16 protein-coding genes are annotated in these 19,249 nt (G+C 35.4%); 12 read left to right on the top strand and 4 right to left on the bottom strand.

What is annotated here, in order from left to right; translation table 11 throughout:
• Positions 1-34: 34 nt before the first annotated feature.
• The 4 genes from ACZ9HT_RS13800 to ACZ9HT_RS13785 form a co-directional block, all read right to left on the bottom strand.
• Positions 35-1,918: a DNA topoisomerase IV subunit B gene (locus ACZ9HT_RS13800; protein WP_476041074.1), complete on the bottom strand. Its 1,884-nt coding sequence runs from the start codon at positions 1,916-1,918 to the stop codon at positions 35-37.
• Positions 1,919-2,044: 126 nt separating this feature from the next.
• On the bottom strand, positions 2,045-2,599 hold the full coding sequence (locus tag ACZ9HT_RS13795; protein ID WP_476041073.1) for an NADPH-dependent FMN reductase: 555 nt from the start codon (positions 2,597-2,599) through the stop codon (positions 2,045-2,047).
• Positions 2,600-2,722: 123 nt separating this feature from the next.
• Positions 2,723-3,814 carry a redox-regulated ATPase YchF gene (gene ychF, locus ACZ9HT_RS13790; RefSeq protein WP_476041072.1) on the bottom strand — a complete coding sequence of 364 codons (1,092 nt, stop codon included), beginning with the start codon at positions 3,812-3,814 and terminating at the stop codon, positions 2,723-2,725.
• Positions 3,815-3,978: 164 nt separating this feature from the next.
• Entirely contained in the window at positions 3,979-4,530 is a 552-nt protein-coding gene (locus ACZ9HT_RS13785) for a ferritin (protein ID WP_476041071.1), read from the bottom strand.
• A 227-nt stretch (positions 4,531-4,757) separates the two neighbouring features.
• Between ACZ9HT_RS13785 and ACZ9HT_RS13780 the strand changes: the two genes are divergently transcribed.
• From ACZ9HT_RS13780 to ACZ9HT_RS13725, 12 genes are all read left to right on the top strand, one after another.
• A complete protein-coding gene (locus ACZ9HT_RS13780) occupies positions 4,758-5,123 on the top strand; it encodes a BlaI/MecI/CopY family transcriptional regulator (protein ID WP_476041070.1) in 366 nt (121 codons plus the stop codon).
• Positions 5,123-6,928, top strand: a complete 1,806-nt coding sequence (locus ACZ9HT_RS13775; RefSeq protein ID WP_476041069.1) for a M56 family metallopeptidase — start codon at positions 5,123-5,125, stop codon at positions 6,926-6,928. The genes ACZ9HT_RS13780 and ACZ9HT_RS13775 overlap by 1 nt, the downstream gene beginning before the upstream one ends.
• Before the next feature lie 127 nt (positions 6,929-7,055).
• Positions 7,056-7,289, top strand: a complete 234-nt coding sequence (locus ACZ9HT_RS13770; protein WP_476041068.1) for an HP1242/YdcH family protein — start codon at positions 7,056-7,058, stop codon at positions 7,287-7,289.
• Between the two features lie 172 nt (positions 7,290-7,461).
• On the top strand, positions 7,462-8,313 hold the full coding sequence (locus tag ACZ9HT_RS13765; protein WP_476041067.1) for a helix-turn-helix domain-containing protein: 852 nt from the start codon (positions 7,462-7,464) through the stop codon (positions 8,311-8,313).
• Positions 8,314-8,402: 89 nt separating this feature from the next.
• Positions 8,403-9,710 (top strand): TolC family protein, encoded by a 1,308-nt coding sequence (locus ACZ9HT_RS13760; RefSeq protein WP_476041066.1) that lies wholly within the window; start codon positions 8,403-8,405, stop codon positions 9,708-9,710.
• A gap of 31 nt (positions 9,711-9,741) precedes the next feature.
• Positions 9,742-10,905: an HlyD family secretion protein gene (locus ACZ9HT_RS13755; protein ID WP_476041065.1), complete on the top strand. Its 1,164-nt coding sequence runs from the start codon at positions 9,742-9,744 to the stop codon at positions 10,903-10,905.
• 30 nt (positions 10,906-10,935) lie between these two features.
• Positions 10,936-12,528 carry an MFS transporter gene (locus tag ACZ9HT_RS13750; protein WP_476041064.1) on the top strand — a complete coding sequence of 531 codons (1,593 nt, stop codon included), beginning with the start codon at positions 10,936-10,938 and terminating at the stop codon, positions 12,526-12,528.
• A 343-nt stretch (positions 12,529-12,871) separates the two neighbouring features.
• Positions 12,872-14,680: a translational GTPase TypA gene (gene typA / locus ACZ9HT_RS13745; RefSeq protein WP_476041063.1), complete on the top strand. Its 1,809-nt coding sequence runs from the start codon at positions 12,872-12,874 to the stop codon at positions 14,678-14,680.
• A gap of 395 nt (positions 14,681-15,075) precedes the next feature.
• Positions 15,076-15,327 (top strand): hypothetical protein, encoded by a 252-nt coding sequence (locus ACZ9HT_RS13740; RefSeq protein WP_476041062.1) that lies wholly within the window; start codon positions 15,076-15,078, stop codon positions 15,325-15,327.
• The gene (locus ACZ9HT_RS13735; RefSeq protein ID WP_476041061.1) at positions 15,320-16,063 is read left to right on the top strand and encodes an ATPase; all 744 of its coding nucleotides are present in this window, start codon (positions 15,320-15,322) and stop codon (positions 16,061-16,063) included. Before ACZ9HT_RS13740 ends, ACZ9HT_RS13735 begins: the two co-directional genes overlap by 8 nt.
• Before the next feature lie 83 nt (positions 16,064-16,146).
• Positions 16,147-17,304, top strand: coding sequence for a peptidoglycan DD-metalloendopeptidase family protein (locus ACZ9HT_RS13730; RefSeq protein ID WP_476041060.1), 1,158 nt, complete (start codon positions 16,147-16,149; stop codon positions 17,302-17,304).
• A gap of 176 nt (positions 17,305-17,480) precedes the next feature.
• Positions 17,481-19,043 (top strand): glycoside hydrolase family 10-like protein, encoded by a 1,563-nt coding sequence (locus ACZ9HT_RS13725; protein ID WP_476041059.1) that lies wholly within the window; start codon positions 17,481-17,483, stop codon positions 19,041-19,043.
• Positions 19,044-19,249 lie beyond the last annotated feature (206 nt).

Below are 19,249 nucleotides of genomic sequence, written 5' to 3'. Positions count from 1 at the left end.
AGGTCGTGTGTTTTTTGTGTTTTGTGATTTTTATTTATGCTTCTGTATCACTCAGAATTTCTTTTTTATCAATATCAGGATCCTCTACAACCAGATTTTCTAAGATAAAAGTTTGTCGATCCGGCGTATTTTTACCCATGTAAAACTCCAGGATTTGCTCAATGGTTTGATCTTTTCCTAAAACTACGGGCTCCAGGCGAATGTCTTTACCAATAAAATGTTTGAATTCATCAGGAGAAATTTCTCCAAGACCTTTGAATCGGGTGATTTCCGGGTTTTTGCCCAGTTCATTTAAAGCTTTAATCCGTTCTGCCTGAGAATAGCAATACCGCGTTTCTTTTTTATTTCTAACTCTGAAAAGGGGTGTCTGCAAAATATAAAGATGTCCGTTTCTGATCAGATCGGGGAAAAACTGAAGGAAAAAAGTGATCATTAACAAACGGATATGCATTCCATCAACATCGGCATCAGTAGCGATAATAACGTGATTGTAGCGTAAATCCTGCAGCGATTCTTCGATATTTAAAGCAGCCTGAAGTAAGTTAAATTCCTCATTTTCATACACCACTCTTTTCGTAAGACCGTAACAATTCAGCGGTTTTCCTTTTAAAGAAAAAACAGCCTGCGTTTCTACATCCCGTGATTTTGTGATGGATCCAGAAGCAGAATCTCCCTCAGTAATGAAAATCATGGAATCCCCTTTTCGAAGCGCTTTCTGATCGTTGTAATGCTGTCGGCAATCACGAAGTTTCTTATTATGAAGGGAAACTTTTTTCGCTCTTTCACGCGCTAATTTCTGAATTCCCGAAAGTTCTTTTCGTTCTCTTTCCGAAATAATTATTTTCCGGTGAATAGCTTCGGCAATATCCTGATTTTGATGCAGGAAATTATCGAGTTTACTCTTCAAGAAATTGGTGATGAAGGATCTAACCGTCTCTTTTCCGGGTTCCATTTCGTTGGAACCGAGTTTTGTTTTGGTCTGAGATTCGAAAACAGGTTCGATTACTTTAATGGCAACCGCCGCTATAATTGATTTCCGGATATCTGCAGCTTCGAAATTTTTATTAAAATATTCGCGGATTGTTTTTACATAAGCCTCGCGGAAAGCATTTAAATGCGTTCCACCCTGCGTTGTATTTTGTCCATTAACAAAAGAAAAATAGGTTTCAGACTGCGACTTATCAGAATGGGTGATCGCAACTTCAATATCTTCATCTTTTAAATGAATGATTGGATACAAAATTTCATCTTCAATTTCATCTTGAAGCAAATCTTTCAAACCATTTTCAGAGAAAAAGGTTTCCCCGTTAAAAACTATTTTTAAACCCGGATTCAGGTAACAATAGTTTTTGAGCATCTTTTCTATATACTCCTTCCTAAATTTGAAATGCGTAAAAATGGTGCTGTCGGGAATAAAAGTGATTTCTGTTCCGTTGCGGTCGGTTGAATCAGTTTCCTTAAAATCTTCCGTAATAATTCCTTTAGAAAATTCGGCGATCTTCATTTTGCCCTCTCTTACGGATTTCACTTTAAAAAATTCGGACAGTGCATTAACGGCTTTTGATCCTACTCCATTTAAACCGACTGATTTTTTAAAGGCTTTGGAATCGTATTTTCCACCTGTATTCATTTTCGAAACTGCGTCAACTACTTTGCCTAAAGGGATTCCACGACCGTAATCCCGAATGGTTGCTTTACCTTCGTCGATTTTTATTTCGATGCGTTTACCGGATTTCATTACAAATTCATCTACAGAATTGTCGATGATCTCTTTAAGTAAAATATAAATCCCGTCGTCTGCAGAAGAACCGTCGCCCAATTTACCAATGTACATTCCCGGACGGATCCGAATATGTTCTTGCCAGTCGAGGGTTCTAATATTGTCTTCGGAATATGTAACGGTGGTGTTTTCGGTCATGTTTTTAAGGGAATCTACTGCCTAAATTCAGTAACTCACAAAAATAGCGAAAGGAAGTCGATATTTAAAATTTTGGGAGATAATTTTGAATTGTTGCTACAGTTCAGATCAATTTCTGAAAGGATATTATTGGGTTAAGAGCATGATCCATTTTTCGAAAGCTTCCAGATAGGTTTTAATAAACTTTTCAGTGGCTTCGTTTACCGTTACGCCATCTTCTAACAAACGGTCTTTAACGCCGCCGATATAAGCTGCAGGTTGCTGCATCGTAGGAATATCCAGAGAAGTTAAGGCTTCGCGAATATTATTATGTGCTCCTAAACCACCAATAGCACCGGGAGAAACCGTCATCACGGCACCAGGTTTTCCTTTCCAGGAATTTTCTTTTGGTGGACGAGAGCCAATTTCCATGGCATTTTTTAAAACTCCGGGCATGGTTCTGTTGTATTCCGGAGAAACAAAAAGTACGGCATCTGAATTTTTAATTTCATTCTTAAAATCGATCCACTCCTGTGGAGGCGACTTTTCTATATCTTCATTGAAAAAGCCGAGATCTTTAATTTCGACGATCTTTAATTCTAAATTTTCAGGAGCCAGACGAATCATTTCCTTTGCAATTTTTCTGTTGAAAGATTCTTTGCGTAAACTCCCTACTAAAACTGCTACTTTTTTCTTTTCCATAATTAAATTTGGAACCCAATTTACGGAAAAAATATCAAAAATAATAACGTTAAACAATTTAATTTTTAACCTAAAAAAAGCGAACCGAAGTCCGCTTTATATTTAAAAAAAGTTCAAAATCATTTACACATTAAATCTAAAATTCATCATGTCACCATCTTGAACAATATACTCTTTTCCTTCTACAGAAAGCTTTCCGGCTTCTTTTACTTTAGCCTCGGAACCGAAATTTACAAAATCTTCATACTTAATAACTTCTGCACGAATAAATCCTTTTTCAAAATCGGTGTGAATTACGCCGGCTGCTTGTGGCGCGGTCCATCCTTTCCCAATTGTCCAGGCGCGAACTTCTTTAACTCCTGCCGTGAAATAAGTCTGCAAGTGCAATAGATCGTAGGCTTTACGGATCAATCGATTAACGCCAGGTTCTGTTAAACCCAATTCTTCTAAAAACATTTCGCGTTCTTCGAAAGTTTCCAGCTCATTAATATCAGCTTCGATCTGTGCGGCTAAAACAACAACTTCTGCGTTTTCTTTTTTCGCCATTTCTTCGATTTTTGCGATCCATTCATTTCCATTTTTAATGGAATTTTCGTCAACATTGCAAACATAAAGAACAGGTTTGTTGGTCAACAGCTGCACTTCGGAAATGATCGGAGCAGAAAAATCATTCGTTGGGAATTCGCGGGCATTTTGACCTTCTTCCACGAATTTCTGCAGGTTAAGCAGCGTTTCGTAAGTCATTACATCATCCTTTTTTCCGGATTTAATGAATTTCTTCGCTTTCTCAACCGATTTCGCTAACGTTTCAATATCTTTTAACTGAAGTTCAATGTCGATAATTTCTTTATCACGAATAGGATCAACAGTTCCTTCAACGTGAATAATATTGCCATCTTCGAAACATCTTAAAACATGAATGATTGCTTCACATTCGCGGATATTTGCCAGAAATTTATTTCCTAAACCTTCCCCTTTACTGGCACCTTTCACCAAACCCGCGATATCTACGATCTCTACGACGGCGGGTAAAACTCTTTCTGGATTTACTAACTTCTCAAGTTGAAAAAGTCGCTCATCCGGAACAGAAACCGTTCCTATATTCGGTTCGATCGTACAGAACGGATAATTTGCAGACTGCGCTTTGGCGTTGCTTAAACAATTAAAAAGGGTTGATTTACCTACGTTGGGTAAACCTACGATTCCACATTTCATATTTTTAGTTCAAAAAGGTTAACATTAAAAGTTCATCAATTCTTAATTAAAAAGAAGAATGATAAAATTTAGAGGTCTGCAAAGATAAAAATTTTGAACGGTTTTTGACGCACAAAAAAATCCACCTCGAAAGAAGTGGATTTTTACATAAAATTTAATTGATCTTAAGGATTTTCTGAAGTTGCATTTCTTGCTAATTCGCCTTCATCCGGGGTTTCTCCCAAGGTTTTATCCAGGTTGAATAATGATTCATCGGTTGCGCGGTCGCCGCCAGAAATTTTCAATTTGTCGATCAGATCCATTGCAAGTGTTTCTTCCTCGATCTGTTCTTTAACAAACCATTGTAAAAAATTCCAGGTTGCCCAGTCTTTTTCTTCGAATGCCATATCGACCAGTCTGTAAATTTTCTCTGTGTTTTCTACTTCATGTTTAAAAACCAGGTTAAAACATTCAGTCATATTTTGAGGATCTTTTGGCGTAGTACTTTGGCCCGTAACCGTTGGTTTACCGCCGCGGTTTAAAACATACTGCATAAATTTGATCGCATGTTCGCGCTCCTCCTGGGAGTGACGCATCAAAAAGTTTGCGATTCCGCTGTATCCTTTATCGTCTGCCCAGATTCCGTAAGATAAATAAGTGTGAGATTGAAATAATTCTACATTCATTTGTGTGCTCAAAGCTTCTTCCAGCGTCGTAGATATTCTTTTAGTATCCATTTTGATTATTTTTTTAATGATTTCACAAATGGTAGCAAGAATAATTCCTTTGTATATTTTATGAAGATTTATTTTTAAAATTTATAATGCAATTCTACTTTTTCTGAATTTTAGCAGATTTATAATTTGATTGTCAGTTATGTAAATGATTTTTTGTTTTATCACTACAAAAATAGTTGTATAGTTAAAATTAATATCTACATTTGTATCACTAAACAATTAGTGATATGCAAATTTCTCAGTTAACAAAAGCGGAAGAACAGGTGATGCAATATCTCTGGGATCTGAAGAAGGCTTTTCTCAAAGATATTTTGGAGGTGTTTCCGGAGCCGAAACCTCACACGAATACAGTATCTACTATTTTAAAAGTTCTAAAGGATAAAGACTTTGTGGATTACAATGTTTTCGGCAGACAACATGAATATTTCCCTTTGATCTCTAAAGAAAAATACAGTGGAAAATCCATGAAAAGTCTGGTGAAAAATTACTTCGAAGGTTCTTATACGAACGCGGTTTCTTTTCTCGTAGAAAAAAATGAAATCAGTGTCGAGGACTTAGAAATGCTGCTGAATGAACTCAAAAATAAAGACTAATGGAAACGCTCTTTTTATACTTTGGAAAAGTTATTATAGGCTCCGGTGTAATGTTTCTCTACTATCGGTTGTTTCTAAAAGATAAGACCTTTCACCATTATAATCGGTTTTACTTACTGGTCGCAATGATGATCAGTTTATTGTTGCCACTTATTAAAGTAAGTTATTTTACACTTGAAATAAACAGCGATATTTACTTATTGATTAATAAATTACAGCACTTTAATGCTGCTAAAATTTTAAAAAATGATCTCTTTTATTTTAGAATTGTTGCTTTTACTTTTGGACTGGTATCTGTCTTTTTTCTGACAAGACTTCTTTTTGGAATTATTAAAATTGAGCTTTTAAAAAAGAAGTTTAAAAAAGAAAACTTTCAGGGAATAAGTTTCTATCAAACCAATTTAGAAAATGCACCTTTTTCCTTTTTCCGAAATTTATTCTGGAAAGATTCAATCGAACTTCAGTCGGATCTTGGCCGCCAGATCTTGAAACACGAGATGGTTCACATCGAGCAAAGACATTCCTGGGATAAAATATTTATCGAGATCGCCACTTCCCTATTTTGGTTCAATCCAATTTTCTACTTCATTAAAAAAGAAATTAATTTAATTCACGAATATTTGGCCGATAAAAAGGCGGTAAAAAACTCGGACACCAAAGCATTTGCGCAAATGCTTTTAACAAGTCACTTTTCCGGAAAAATGTTACCTGCAACAAGTCCGTTCCTAAGTTCTAACCTTAAAAAAAGACTAACAATGCTTAAAAAATCAAAAACAAAATTCAGTTATGCACGTCGGATCTTGGCCTTGCCAATCCTATTTACACTCGCCTTTATTTATATGGTGAATGCAAAAAATAAGGAGATAAAAAGTACGAATCTGGAAATAGAAAATTTAGTTTCCCATTTAAAATCCGATACTATTGCTCCACATAAAAACGGAGATTTGGCAACAACATCAAATGCTCAAAACCCGCAAAATAATCTGGAAGATATTCAAAAACAGATAGACCAGAAACAAGCGGAACTGCAACCACTGCAAGAAAATTTTCATCTACAAAATGAAGAAGCCAGAAAGTTGACGGAGAAAATGAAAGTAAAAAGTGACGAAATGCAGAAACTTTCTCAACTTCAAAAAAATGACAGTCCGAAATTTAAAGTTTTGGAGAAAGATTTAGAGGATCTTGGAAATCAAATTGACAAAATATTTAACAGCAGAGAATTTGAAAATCAAATGAAATTGCAGGATAAAAATTACGGTGAACTTGATCAGTTATATGCTAAACTCGATCAATATTATAATTCCGAAGACTTTAAATTGAAAATAAAACAACAGGAAGACATTGCAAAAGAAACTGAACTTCGTCTGAATTCTGCTGAATTTAAGAAGCAAATTAAAGATGCAGAAAATCAAGCAAAAGCTGCGGAGAAAAAGATTAATTCTCCGAAGTTTAAAAAGCAGTTGAAAGATGCTGAAAAAAGAGCAGATGAAGCTGTTAAAATGGTTAATACTCCAGAGTTCAAACAGAGAATCAAAGATGCTGAACAAACTGCAAAACAATTTAACAGCACAATTACTCCGCCATTATTAAAGATGAAATTTACCGGAAAGACATCTGATGTTGCGCTAAATACTAACATTAAATTTCAAGAAAATGAGAAGCCGGATATTTTCATAGATGGAAAACCTTCTACCAATGAAGAAATGCAAAAATTAGATCCAAAAACAATTGAATCGGTAAATGTTTATAAAAAAGGATTTAATGGAAAGAAAAAGGGCGAAGTTTATATTAAATTGAAAAAGTAATTTGTAAAAGATGCAACACTAAATTATAGCTTTTATTATGTCCATTTTTAAGGTGACAATTTTCATATTCATATAAATTTAATTTTTCCGTAACTTTAGTCTATCGAAAAACCAAAATAAAATCGTCATGGAAAATCACAATCTTACTCACGAATTCCCTGAGCTGGAAGAAAAAATCAAGGATTTTAAATTAAATGATGAAGGCTTCAAAAAAATGTATGTTAATTATGAAGAAGTTAACGCGCTCATTCAGCATTATGAAGCAGGCGAACAAAACCACACGACCGATGAGCATTTAACGGATCTGCGTAAAAAAAGAGTTCACTTAAAAGATAACCTCTATTCCTATTTGACGGCGTAGTTTACTGCTATTTCGAATTTAATTGTTAGAGCGGCTGAAAAGTCGCTTTTTTTTTGCTTAATTTGAATTACTGATTCTTTAAAATAATCTGTTTAAATTTTTCACTTTTAATGGTTTTGATTAAAAGTTTATTTAATTTTACAATAGCTCCTAATTTAATCTGTATTAGAAGATGAATGATATTTTAGAAACGGACAAAAAGCCGATCAATATTTTTAATGAAGACTTCATTTTTTCTGAAATGAAGCTGGAGAAATTGTATCAACTAAATCGTCCCTCTATTCTATTTGTCAAAAATGGAAACGCAAAGCTGAGTATTCAGATCAAGCAAATTGATCTTGTTGCCAATTCTATTGTTCTCTTCGAAAAAGATTCAACGCTTAAAATTCATTCTCTTTCCGATGATTTCGAAATTCGGGTGCTAACTTATACCAATGATTTTATAGAAAAGCTAGGGCTGAAATTAAATAAACTTAAAGTCTTCAAACATTTCAGAACACACATCAACATGATTGCACATGTTTCTGATGCGGAGTTAAAATTATTTTGGATTCAGTTGGAATTAATGACGTCAATGCTTGACAAGAATATCTCGCTGAATTACAACGATGATATTATCGAACATCTTTTCTCTGCTTTTATCTATTCGGTTTCAGGTTCTTTGTTATCTCAGGAAATTCTGGAGAAAAATACCATGACCCGACAGGAAGAGATCACCTTCGAATTTGTAAAAAATGTTTTCGAAAATTTTAAACAGGAAAAGTCCCTACAGTTTTATGCAGACGAGCAAAATCTCACAATCAGACATCTGAGCTCGGTTGTAAAAAGTGTGACCCAGAAAAGCGCCAATCAAATTATTTCGGAGTTTGTAATGAATGAAGCGAAGATCTTACTAAACACAAAAAATGCAGCGGTTCAGGATATTGCGGAAAAATTGCAATTTTCTGATCCGTACTCTTTCTCTCATTTCTTTAAAAAACATGAAGGAATAAGTCCGAAGCAATTTCAAACGCAATCGAGTTAGGGAAATCCCACTTTTGAACATTTTAACAGTTCATTCAATCATTGTTACGCGTACGCTTTTATAATAATTTTGCATAAAAATAAGTACAGATGAAAAAGTTTAAGATAGCAAGTCTTTTGATAATTTTCTTCTTTTCGCAATGTTATCAAAGTCAGGAAGTAAAAGAATTGACGATTAAAGAAGCGACAGAATTGGCTTTACAACATCATCCTAAATTGGCGGTGTCTGCAAAAAAAATAGAAATCTCAAAACAAAATACGGAAGTCGCAAAACTTCAGAAATTACCCACAATCACCGCGGCTACAAGTCAGTTTTATTTGGGGAATTCGGTTATCATCGACAAGGATTTCTCTAATTCAATTAACGTTCAATTACCACATTACGGAAGTTCGTATGCTTTACAGGCGAGCCAGCTTATTTTCAAAGGAGGTTTGATCAACAAATCAATTGAAATCTCAGCGTTGCAGGAACAGTTGTCGGAACTTGATTACCAGAAAGATCAGCAAGATGTAAAGTTTTTGGTGATGTCTAATTACCTGGATATTTCTAAAATCATCAATCAAAAAGAAGTTTATGTGAATAATAGAAAACTGGCGGAAATTCGGTTAGATAATGTGAAGAAGTTCTATCAACAGGGAATGGTGACGAGAAATGAAATTATTAGAGGTGAACTTTCAATCATGAATATTGATCAGGGACTTTTGGTTTTAAATAACAATCGTAGAATCCTGAACTACAATTTAAATAATGCCTTAGGATTACCTGAAAACACAGAGATTGTACCCATCGAAAATATTGAACAGGAACAGCAACTTCATGATTTGAACTACTACATGGACTTGGCGCACACTCAAAATCCTCAAGAAAAATATTATCAAAGAAATATCGACATCGCTCAGAAAAATATTGAGATTATTAATACCGACAAAATGCCATCCATCGCAGGATTTGGAGGTTATGGTTTAAACAGACCGATTACGAGCAGCTCCCCGGTAATTGATAGGTATTCCGGTGGTTTGCAAGTTGGAGTTTCACTGAACTATGATATTGATAATCTCTTTAAAACAAAGAAACGTTTGCAAGTTGGAAAACTTCAAAAAGATCAGGCAGAAGAAACTTTGAATTTGATCGAGCAGAACATTAAAATGGATGTGAATGCTTCTTATATTAAATATCAAAATGCCATAGAAAACCTGGTCATTTTAAAAGAAGCTCAAAAACTGGCAGATGAAAACTATAAAATTACAGAAGCAAAATACCTGAATCAATTAGCAGTACAAGCAGAAATTACTGATGCGCAGAACCAAAAAATTCAAGCCGAACTTGATTATGTAAATGCAGAGATCGATTTGCTATACCAATATTACAGCTTATTGAAATCAACAGGAACATTATAAAAAAACACGTAACGATAAAGAAAATAACAAAATGGAAAATAAGGAAAATATAGAAGCAGAAATTCAGGAAGTACAAGCTCCACAGCCGGTCGCACCGACAAAGGTTGCCAATCCTGCAACTGCGGCGAAAGTCAGCAAAAATAAAACCAATAAGATCAGAAACACTATTGCGAACATTCTTGTTTTTGCGGTTGTGGCCTTCGGTTTTTACTGGTTGATCAAAGAATATTTTAACGTTGGAAAAACGAATTATACAGAATCTGCTCAGGTGCAGGAGTTTATTAATCCTGTCAATTCCCGAGTTTCGGCTTACATTAAAGAAATTAAATTCACTGAACATCAGGCCGTAAAAAAAGGCGATACGCTTTTGATTTTAGACCGAAGTGAATTAAATACGCAACTGGCCCAAGCTGAAGCCGCCTATCAAAATGCTTTGGCACAGAGAAAAGTTGCAGGTTCTTCTGTCAATACGGTTTCAAGTAATATTTCGGTTCTCGAAAGTAATATTGCAGGACAAAAAGCAAGATTGTGGAATGCGGAGCAAAATTTAAATCGTTATAAAAATCTACTGAAAGCGGAAGCAGTAACAAGACAGCAATATGATCAGATCAAAACTGAATTTGATGCGCAGCGGGCTTCTTATCAAACTTTGCTCAATCAAAGAAATTCTGCGAGTCTTTCAACTTCCGAAGCGAAAAGCAGGATCGGTGTTAATGATGCCGAAATTAAAAGAGCCAAAGCTGCTTTGGATATGGCGAGAATCAATGTGAGTTATACGGTGATCACTGCGCCTTATGACGGAATTATGGGAAGAAGAATGATTTCTGATGGACAACTCATTCAATCCGGACAACAAGTCGGAACCATTGTTTTAGATGGAGAGAAATGGGTTACTGCCAATTTTCTTGAAAGTCAAATGCCGGAAATCGCAATAGGCAAAAAGATCTTAATGAAAGCGGATGCTTTGGGAGGAAAACAGTTCGAAGGAACGGTTACTGCTATTTCTGCCGCAACTGGATCTCAATATTCAAATGTTGCAACGGATAATTCCACTGGGAATTTCGTGAAAGTACAGCAGAGAATTCCGGTAAGAATTGAATTTACCCAAAACAATAAAAAAGAAGATATCGCAAAACTTCGTGCAGGAATGAATATGGATGTGACCATTGATCAACCAAATTCCAAATCTAAGTAATCCTCGAGATTGCCTTTAAAATAAATACAAATGTATAACCAGGGATTATTTAGAAGTTGGGTTCCGAAGCTTGTTCAGCTATTGCTCATCTTAATTTTCACCATCGTAATTGTTCCTTTGAACGGTGTTTACGTAGGAAATGTTTCTTACATGACCGGAAGCACAGGGATACAAACCGAATATTTCGTGTGGGCAAACTACGCCGGAGTAATTGGAATGGGTGCCGCAATGCCTTTGATCTTACGAATGAAATACCGTTTTAAAATTCGTGACAAAGTAACTTTAATATTTATTTTGATTGCCATTTTAAGTTATGTGAACGGAACGACCGATCGACCACTTCTCATCGTCGCTAACTCCGTAATGATCGGCTATTTGAAAATAATCATTCTGCTGGAATTTATTATTCCAATTATGATGATGATCAGTCCGGAAGGCAACCGCGGGAAGTTTTATTCCGTCTTCTACCCTTTTTCCATCATCACTTCTCAAATTGCAGGTTACTTTTTAACGATCTTGGCTTTTGATCACAATTGGGAATATGTCCATATGATCACGGCAGCAGTTTGCCTGGCCTTAGCTTTTGTCGCCTGGATTTTCATGCACGATAAATATTTTGGCTTCAAAATGCCGCTTCATTATATCGACTGGATCAGTATTCTTCTTTTCGTCGCACTTTTCATGTTTGGAGCTTATGTTCTGGCTTTTGGAAAACAGCAATACTGGATTCATTCCCCAAATATTATCAAAGCGAGTATTGCGTCATTTGTAACTTTAATATTATTGGTAGTTCGCCAGTATACTTTGAAACGACCTTACCTTTCCTTTAAAATTTTCCGTCGAAATAACGTGGTTCATGGATTAATTATGCTTTTGATGACGGGAATGTATTTAAGTACGGGAGCCATTCAAAATATTTTCACCGTTGGAATTTTAGGTTACGATCCTGTCGTGAATTCAAGTTTAAATTTATTGATGATTCCGGGAATTGTAATTTCCGGAGTTTACATGGCGTACTGGTTTCGCCAGGGTCGGGGTTTGAAAATGTTTATTTTCTTAGGTTTTGCTGCAATGTTGGGATATACCGTCATCATGTATTTTTCCATGGCTTTACAATTTGATATGGAACGATGGATTCTTCCTATGTTTTTGAAAGGTTTCGGAATGGGCGCTTTGTTCATCGCGGTTTGGTATTATACTTTAGATAAACTCGATATGAATCAGATGATGGCGGGAGCTGGTTTGGTTTTAGTTTGGCGTACCTTTTTTTCCGTGGCGATATTTTCAGCTCTTTTTTCCTGGTTGCAATATCAGTTTCAAATCGAAGCAATTGGTAATCTGGCTATTTATATGGATGGAAATTCTATCAGTTACAAAGACGTCATGGGAAACATGAAAGCCATTCAGTTTAACGCAATTTTAGCTGCCAATAAAAGACTGCTGGGTTACGTTTGTATCGCTGGAATTGGAATATTGATGTACGTTTTAGCGTATCATTTCGGTGTAGACCGCCACAAATTCTACCGAGGAATCAAAGTTACTAATGAAAGAAGAAGACACAAAGCGCAATATAAAAGAACGCAGCTACAAGAAATTGAAGATGCAGCCGGTGCTGTAATCTAGAAAGATTCTTATTTTCTGTTTTTGAAAGTCCAGCTGTCGATTGATTGCTGGACTTTCTCTTTGTTTTGAAATGTTCCTTAAAAGGATTATCAGTAATAATTCAGATGAAAAGTCATATTTTGAATAATATAAAATCAGCAGGAGATAAAATAATCAGCAGCAAATAACTGCTCGATTTTGATCGATATCTGCTAAACAATTCTATTTTGGGACTTTAATTTTAAATGAGAATGTACATCGGATTCAACTTTCTGTAATTTTTAGCATAAAATTTTATTAAATTCTAATACTTACGTTCGTTTTCCACGAAAAAAGATTACTTTTGCACGGTCAAAAAACGATTATGCAAAACATTAGAAATATCGCAATTATTGCGCACGTTGATCACGGTAAAACAACTTTGGTTGACAAAATTATCCACGCTACAAGTGTTTTCCGTGAGAATGCAGCAGATTCAGGTGATCTGATCATGGATAACAATGACTTGGAACGTGAAAGAGGAATTACCATTTTATCTAAGAATATCTCGGTAATGTACAAAGGCACAAAAATTAATGTAATTGATACTCCTGGTCACGCCGATTTCGGTGGCGAAGTAGAAAGAGTTTTGAAAATGGCCGATGGGGTTTTACTTTTAGTAGATGCATTTGAAGGACCAATGCCACAAACACGTTTCGTACTTCAAAAAGCTTTAGATTTAGGTTTAAGACCTGTTGTGGTTATCAATAAAGTTGATAAACCAAACTGTCGTCCAGATGAGGTTCATGATAAAGTTTTTGATCTGTTCTTTAACTTAGATGCAACTGAAGAACAATTGGATTTCCCAACGTTCTATGGTTCTTCTAAACAAGGTTGGTTCAACACTTCATTGGAACAAACTGAAAATATCTTCCCATTATTAGATGGTATTTTACAATATGTTCCAGCTCCGGAAGCGAAAGAAGGTCCACTAAGAATGCAGATCGTATCCTTAGATTTCTCTTCGTTTTTAGGAAGAATTGCAATTGGTAAGATCATGCAGGGTTCTGTAAAAGAATCAGAATGGATCGGTTTAGCACAGGAAGATGGTAAAATTGTAAAAGGAAAAGTTAAAGAATTATACGTTTTTGAAGGTCTTGGTAAAAAAAGAGTTCAGGAAGTTAAGGCTGGAGATATTTGTGCGATCGTAGGATTTGACAAATTCCAGATCGGAGATTCATTCGTAGATCTGGAAAACCCGGATCCATTGCCAAGAACAGCGATCGATGAACCGACTTTGAATATGACATTCTCAATCAACAACTCTCCTTTCTTCGGAAAAGATGGTAAATATGTAACTTCAAATCACCTGAAAGAAAGGCTGACTAAGGAGTTAGAGAAAAATTTAGCGTTAAGAGTTGAACCTACAGAAGATGCTAATACATTTTTAGTGTTCGGTAGAGGTATTCTTCACCTTTCTGTTTTGATCGAAACAATGAGAAGAGAAGGTTATGAAATGACCATTGGTCAGCCACAGGTTATCATCAAAGAAATCGATGGTGTTAAATGTGAACCTTATGAATCTATGGTTGTTGATGTACCGGAAGAATTTTCTTCTAAAGTGATCGATTTGGCGACTCAGAGAAAAGGTGATCTTCACATTATGGAAACTAAAGGTGAAATGCAGCATATGGAATTCGAAATTCCTTCCAGAGGATTGATCGGATTGCGTTCTCAAATGTTGACAGCAACTGCAGGTGAAGCAATTATGGCACACCGTTTTACAGAGTACAAACCTTTCAAAGGTGCCATTCCAGGTAGATTAGTTGGAGTATTGATCAGCAAAACTCAAGGTCCGGCAACAGAATATTCCATTGCAAAATTACAGGATCGAGGTAAGTTTTTCGTTGATCCGGGCGAGGAGATCTATGCAGGGATGATTATTGGTGAGCAAAACAAACCAGTTGATATGGTTGTAAATATTGTAGAGGCAAAACAGCTGAATAACATGCGTGCATCCGGGAAAGATAAAGATGGCAGCATCGCTCCAAAACAATTATTCTCATTAGAAGAATGTATGGAATATATCCAGGGCGATGAAGCGATCGAGGTTACTCCAAACTTCATCAGAATGCGTAAAAAAGTACTTTCAGAAGACGAAAGAAAAAGAATAGAAAGAGGCGCGAAAGGTTAATCCTTCGAGATCTATAAAATAAATTAGCTTTTGCTAAATTGATAAAAGAGTTCCAAATTTATTTGGGACTTTTTTTGTTTTTTATTTTCTAGTTTAGCATAATAAAAATTGAGGTCATGATAATAACATCAGAGAATTTACTTAAACAGATTGGACCGATCTTGATGAAATTAGAATCGACGAAGTTATTGAAAGATTAATTATTATTGAAAAATCAGAAACTAGAATCTAAGAATCTAATAGTGATGAAAATATTTCTGAAGAAGAAATGAAAATCGAAAAGGAAACATGGTTCGAATAAATGGTAAAAATTACTAATTAACCTAGTTTCGAATTTTGTACATTTGAATAACATTGACATTATGAAAACGAAAAGAAAATTTTTTAAAAATCGAATGATTAGAAGACGTTTTTTTACTTCCTCCAGTGAAGATTCGGTTTTATTTGAGTCTGCAAAAGCAGCTTCTTCGAAAGCCGTCCGGTCTTCAACGGCTTTAGGTATTACAATCAAAATTATTAAGAATAACAAAATTATTGCGATTAAACCTGATCAATCGGTACAGGTTTTACGCACGATTGTAAAATCGAAAATTGATATTTTAGGTTTAAAAAAAGGGATGGTTTTAGAGAAAAAATTAGATGTTTAAACCAAGATTAAGGATATTTGCGGGGCCTAATGGATCTGGAAAAAGCACTTTATTTGATTCTTTTTCGAAGCGGTATGATGCCGGTATCTTTTTAAACGCTGACTTATTAGAAAATGAACTTGCAACGAAAGGATATATTGATTTAAACGAATTCCACTTAAATCTAACCCAAGATGATCTCGATAAATTCCTTAAAACCGATAGAGCCACTTCCCTTATTAGCAAATCTTTACATGATAACTATAAAATTGATCTCTCATTACGGGAAAATATTATAGTGGATATTGAGAAAGAAACTCATAGTTATGAAGGCGCTCTGATTAGTTTGTTTCTCAGGCATCATCTGCAGAAAAAGGAATTAGACTTCTCGTTCGAAACTGTGATGAGTCATCCTTCCAAAATTGAGGAGATTAAAGAAGCTAAGGCGCAAGGGTACAAAACTTATCTCTATTTTATTTGTACGGATGATCCCGAAGTCAATATTTCAAGAGTTGAGAATCGAGTGATGAAAGGAGGACATACCGTTCCACCTGGTAAGATCTCCAGTCGCTATTCGAAAGCTCTGAAAAATTTAAAAAATATAATTGAAAATATTGATAAATGCTACCTATTTGACAATTCTAGTCTAGAATTCAAATTAATTGCTAAAATATCAAATAATCAATTATTCTTAGTCGTACACCCTGAAGAAATGCCAAATTGGTTTACAGAAAACGTGTTAAATGATTATTTTTAATATTTTAATTTTATTGATATTAATTTTTTATATCAGAAAATCCAAGGCAAAAAAAAGAGGTATTGTTTAAAAGTAGTGAAAGGATGAAAGTTAATTTTGAAGCAAAGGAAAATATATCATTTTGCATAAAAATTCCCATGATCCGATTGAAAATCCCATTAGTTTTTACCCTGTTTGTTTTTGTACTGCAATCCTGTGACGGCTTCAAAATTCCTACAACTTTATTTGAAACTTCCGAGCGCGCAAAATACGAACGCCAATTTTCGGGAAATGACAGTTTGATGAGCACCTGGAAAGAAGACTTTTCTGCGGCCTCCAAAAATCAACTTAAAATTACAGACAATTATTCCGTTATCGTTTCAATGGCTGATCAAAAATCTTATGCTTTGGGTTATTTGATCGACTTGAAAAAAGGCGACCGTCTCATTATCGAAAATTCTATTGTCAATTCAAAAGCAAAAATTTTTGTTGATGTTTTCGACCAGTTATCAGGTATTGAATCCGGGAAAAATGAGATCATCAAAAATGGGATTTTTTCGAGATTTATTGAAAATGACGGCTCGTATAAAGTCATCATTCAGCCCGAAATTGATTATCGCGAAAATTTTTCTTTGAAGATTTATACCCAACCTTCTTTTGACTTTCCTGTCTCCGGAAAAGGAAACCGCGATGCCCAAAGTTTTTGGGGAGCAAGTCGCGATGGTGGCGACAGAACTCATGAAGGGGTTGATATTTTTGCCGGTCGTGGAACTCCAGTTGTAGCTGCAATCGACGGTTACATAACGCGAACCGGTAATCAGGGCTTAGGTGGAAAGCAAGTTTGGTTGCGCGATGAAAATTTTGGTAATGCTCTTTATTATGCACATCTAGACAGCATTATGATAGAAAGTGGAACAAAAGTAAAAGTTGGCGATACTCTAGGTTTACTGGGAAATACGGGCAATGCCAAAGGTAGCGCGACCCATCTTCATTTCGGAATTTATTCTACTGGACGTGCTGTTGATGCTTATCCTTTCATTCGAAAACGTGATATCCCTAAAGATCTGAAAGTAATTATTCCGATCTTTCGGTTTTTGAAAGCGGGATCTAATCTTCGCAACGGACCAGGAATTCAATATGATATTATTGATACTTATCCCAAAGAAATACCAGTTGCAATATTGACCAGTGATGGAGAATGGTTTCACATTAAGACGCAAAATGGAATGGAAGGTTTTGTGAATCTGAGAAGATTGAAATAAATTTTAAAAACATTTAGAAAAACAGTAATCTTTAAAAAAAAATTCCAATAAATTTTTAAAATTGTAAAGCACTTTGTTTTAGAGCTTTTTTTGTAATTTAAGGTAAATTCTTAGTATTCATTTTTTATATTTGCGACTGCTAAGAATTCAAAATCATCTCATTTTAATTATCGTTTATGAACCATAGATTCGCCAGATATATTTTTATATTTTCAATCCTTTCCTTACTGCTCTATTCCTGTTCTGCAAAAAAACCGGTGATAAAGAAAAAGCCGGCTATTACAACAAAACCTGCACCTCCGAAGGTTATTCCTCCAATTGTGGAAGCCGTAAAATTAAACCTGCCGGAAGTCAATCGTGAATTTCGCGCGGCCTGGATCGCAACAGTTGCAAATATCAACTGGCCTTCCAGAAATAATCTGTCAACGCAGCAGCAGAAAGAGGAAGCAATTCGAATTCTTGATTTGTTAAAGGATGCAAATTTCAATGCAGTTATTTTTCAGGCGAGACCTTCTGCCGATGCCATGTACAAAAGTGACTTAGAACCCTGGTCTTATTTCTTAACGGGAGAAATTGGTAAAGCTCCTACTCCATTTTACGATCCTCTGGATTTCTGGATCACAGAGGCTCACAAACGCGGGATGGAACTTCATGTTTGGCTAAATCCGTATCGTGCACATCACACGACAGGCGGACCGATCAACGACCAATCAATCGTTAAAAGGATGCCGGAACAGATCATCAAACTTAAAAATGGAATGTACTGGATGGATCCTTCTGATCAAAAAACGCAGGATCATGCTTCTGCAGTGATTAAAGATCTGGTAAAAAGATATGATATTGATGCGATTCATATTGATGATTATTTTTATCCGTACCGCGAGTATAATGGGGGTAAAGACTTTCCCGACAATAAAACGTGGAGTTTTTATCAACGCTCCGGTGGAAATTTATCGAAAGCAGATTGGCGCCGCGGAAATGTGAATAAATTCATCAAAAGAATTCACGATGAGATAAAAGCGGAGAAAAGTAATGTACAGTTCGGGATCAGTCCGTTTGGAATTTGGAAACCCGGTTTTCCGGAAGGAATTAAAGGTTCATCCCAATATGATGAATTGTACGCAGATGCCAAATTATGGTTAAATCAAGGTTGGATCGATTATTTTTCCCCTCAACTTTACTGGAAAAACGAAGGTCCGCAAAGTTTTCCGGCTTTGCTCAAATGGTGGGAAAGTGAAAATACGCAGAAACGCCACCTTTATCCAGGCTTAAATACAGTCGGCATGAATGGAGTTTCCGATCGTCCTGCCGAAATTGTGAGTCAGATTAATACGACGCGAAGCTTGCTTAAGAGCGGTGCGGGAGCAATTCATTACAGTGTTGATGGTTTATCTAAAAATCTTGCAATGTACAACGCCGTTAAAAATTCTTATCAAACAAAAGCTTTGGTTCCAACAACGCCGTGGATCAAGACAACATCTTTGCAAAAGCCAATTCTTTTCCTAGAAAAAACCGGTAACGAAGTTAAAATGAAATGGAACGCACTGGATAATCAAAACGTCTTTCAGTGGATTTTATTTGTAAAATATGGGGATTCCTGGGAAACTGATATTGTAGAGAAAGATGTTATTTCCAGAAATATACCTTCCACAAAAAATGGTAAAAAACTAAATACCGTTGCAGTAAAATCTGTAGATCGCTTAGGAAATGAAAGTGATTACGAAGGCAAGAAGTTGTAAACTTCACCTCAATAATTATTTAAATTTCATAACAATAAACAGAATAAAATCCTTCTCAAATAAATTATTTATTCCAATATCATCGTGTTAATTCCGTAAATGTGCAGAACTCTACATTGGAAATTAATTTGATTTTCTACCTAAATAGTTAGAAAAAAAATTAAATTTTTACCTGAAAATATTTTTTAATAATTGAAAGAAAAATA

Source organism: Chryseobacterium sp. UYP7, from assembly GCF_056279225.1.
The sequence above is the reverse complement of the archived record's forward strand: the minus strand, read 5'-3'. Positions and strand labels throughout refer to the sequence as shown.

Bases quoted from the DNA above. Each gene is read 5' to 3' on its own strand.
- ACZ9HT_RS13800 (WP_476041074.1), bottom strand. From the start codon at position 1,918: ATGACCGAAAACACCACCGTTACATATTCCGAAGACAATATTAGAACC.
- ACZ9HT_RS13795 (WP_476041073.1), bottom strand. From the start codon at position 2,599: ATGGAAAAGAAAAAAGTAGCAGTTTTAGTAGGGAGTTTACGCAAAGAA.
- ychF (WP_476041072.1), bottom strand. From the start codon at position 3,814: ATGAAATGTGGAATCGTAGGTTTACCCAACGTAGGTAAATCAACCCTT.
- ACZ9HT_RS13785 (WP_476041071.1), bottom strand. From the start codon at position 4,530: ATGGATACTAAAAGAATATCTACGACGCTGGAAGAAGCTTTGAGCACA.
- ACZ9HT_RS13780 (WP_476041070.1), top strand. From the start codon at position 4,758: ATGCAAATTTCTCAGTTAACAAAAGCGGAAGAACAGGTGATGCAATAT.
- ACZ9HT_RS13775 (WP_476041069.1), top strand. From the start codon at position 5,123: ATGGAAACGCTCTTTTTATACTTTGGAAAAGTTATTATAGGCTCCGGT.
- ACZ9HT_RS13770 (WP_476041068.1), top strand. From the start codon at position 7,056: ATGGAAAATCACAATCTTACTCACGAATTCCCTGAGCTGGAAGAAAAA.
- ACZ9HT_RS13765 (WP_476041067.1), top strand. From the start codon at position 7,462: ATGAATGATATTTTAGAAACGGACAAAAAGCCGATCAATATTTTTAAT.
- ACZ9HT_RS13760 (WP_476041066.1), top strand. From the start codon at position 8,403: ATGAAAAAGTTTAAGATAGCAAGTCTTTTGATAATTTTCTTCTTTTCG.
- ACZ9HT_RS13755 (WP_476041065.1), top strand. From the start codon at position 9,742: ATGGAAAATAAGGAAAATATAGAAGCAGAAATTCAGGAAGTACAAGCT.
- ACZ9HT_RS13750 (WP_476041064.1), top strand. From the start codon at position 10,936: ATGTATAACCAGGGATTATTTAGAAGTTGGGTTCCGAAGCTTGTTCAG.
- typA (WP_476041063.1), top strand. From the start codon at position 12,872: ATGCAAAACATTAGAAATATCGCAATTATTGCGCACGTTGATCACGGT.
- ACZ9HT_RS13740 (WP_476041062.1), top strand. From the start codon at position 15,076: ATGATTAGAAGACGTTTTTTTACTTCCTCCAGTGAAGATTCGGTTTTA.
- ACZ9HT_RS13735 (WP_476041061.1), top strand. From the start codon at position 15,320: ATGTTTAAACCAAGATTAAGGATATTTGCGGGGCCTAATGGATCTGGA.
- ACZ9HT_RS13730 (WP_476041060.1), top strand. From the start codon at position 16,147: ATGAAAGTTAATTTTGAAGCAAAGGAAAATATATCATTTTGCATAAAA.
- ACZ9HT_RS13725 (WP_476041059.1), top strand. From the start codon at position 17,481: ATGAACCATAGATTCGCCAGATATATTTTTATATTTTCAATCCTTTCC.